The following is a 1,769-nucleotide window of genomic DNA, read 5'->3' as shown; positions in this document are numbered from 1 at the left end:
AACTGGCGCTTCCAGTATCCGAGCTGCGACTCCAGCGTCTCCCCCTGGAGCCACTGACGCTGCCAGAGAGCGAAGTCGGCGTACCGCACGGCCAGTGGCGGCAGCGAGGGCGCCCGGCCACCACTGAAGGACTCATAGAGGCTCGCCAGTTCACGGATGAGGACGCCCATGGACCAGCCGTCGGAGACGATGTGATGCATCGTCGCGAGGAGGACGTGAGAGTCCTCCGAGAGCTTGAGGAGGGCCGTGCGAAGCAGGGGCCCGTGGACGAGGTGGAAGGGCTGCCGGGCCTCACGGGTGGCAAGCCGCAACACCTCCGCCTCGCGCGCGGACTCCTGCAGGGAAGAGAGGTCTTCGACCGGGAGCGCCCAAGTGGCCGGGGCATGGATGCGCTGGAAGGGCTGGCCCTCCTCTTCGAAGAAGGTGGTGCGCAGCGCTTCATGGCGTGCCACGAGCGCTTCGAAGGCACTGCGAAGCGCCTCCACGTCCAGTCGGCCCAGAAGGCGCAGCGCGACGGGCAGATTGTAGGACGCGTCATCCGGGGTCAGTTGGTCGAGGAACCAGAGCCGCTGCTGCGCGAAGGAGAGAGGCAGGGGGCCTTCGGTGCGCGTGCGCGTCAGGGAGGGCAGGCGCGTGCCGGTCGCGGCGCGCTGGAGGCGTTCACCCAGGGCCGCGATGGTGGGTGCCTCGAAGAGGGCGCGGAGGGGCAACTCCACGTCGAGCGAGGCGCGCACGCGGGCCACCAACTGCGTGGCGAGCAGCGAGTGGCCCCCCAGCTCGAAGAAGTTGTCCGTGCGGCCCACGGTGGGGACGCGCAGCACTTCGCTCCAGAGTGCGGCGAGCTTCTCCTCCAGCGGCGTGGCCGGAGCCTCGTAAGCATGTGAGGCCCGGAGCACGCTGGTGTCCGGAGCAGGAAGGGCCTTGCGGTCCACCTTGCCGTTGGATGTCAGCGGCAGTGCCTCCAGAGGGACGAAGGCGGCGGGCACCATGTACTCAGGCAGGTGCTGCTTGAGGTGCGCGCGGAGGGCGGAGACGTCGAGCGATTCCCCCACGACGTAGGCCACCAGCCGCTTGTCGCCCGGAGCATCCTCGCGGGCGAGCACGACGGCGTCCTTCACGGAAGGGGCAGCGCGCAGGGCATTCTCGACTTCACCCAGCTCGATGCGGAAGCCACGCACCTTCACCTGGGCGTCGATGCGGCCAACGAAGTCCAGTTGGCCATCCGTGCGCCAGCGCACCACGTCGCCCGTGCGGTAGAGACGGGCACCCGGACTGGAGGAGAAGGCGTCCGGAATGAAGCGCTCTGCAGTCAGGCTCGGCCGTCCCGCGTAGCCACGCGCCACGCCCACGCCGCCGATGTGCAACTCACCGCGCACGCCCACGGGCACCGGCTGCCCGTGCGTGTCCAACACGTAGACGCGCACGTTCGCCAGCGGCTTGCCGATGGAGGGCACGTTTCCATCCGCCACCACCTCGCCCAGCGTGGCGATGACGGTGGCCTCAGTGGGGCCGTAGGTATTGAGCAGACGCCGCCCCGGAGCCCAACGCGCGACGACATCCGCGGGCAGGGCTTCGCCGCCGGAGATGACGGTGCGCACCGTGGGCAGCCCCTCGGAGGACGTGGCCGCCAGCGCCGCAGGGGTGAGGCTGACGACACTCAACTCCTGCTCACGCAGCAGCACGGGCAGCGGCGCGCCCGGCATCAGCTTCTCCAGCGGCGCGAGCACCAGCGTGGCGCCGTTGCAGAGCGTGGTGAAAATCTCCTCCAC

At 69.6% G+C, this 1,769-nt stretch carries 1 protein-coding gene; it reads right to left on the bottom strand.

Annotated features, from left to right (window positions below; translation table 11 throughout):
- Positions 1-1,769, bottom strand: a 1,769-nt coding sequence (locus tag K8612_RS38710) for a condensation domain-containing protein (RefSeq protein WP_223765925.1), incomplete at both ends; no start/stop codon positions are given.

Source organism: Corallococcus sp. AS-1-6 (assembly GCF_020037015.1).
GTDB lineage: Bacteria > Myxococcota > Myxococcia > Myxococcales > Myxococcaceae > Corallococcus.
The sequence above is the reverse complement of the archived record's forward strand: the minus strand, read 5'-3'. Positions and strand labels throughout refer to the sequence as shown.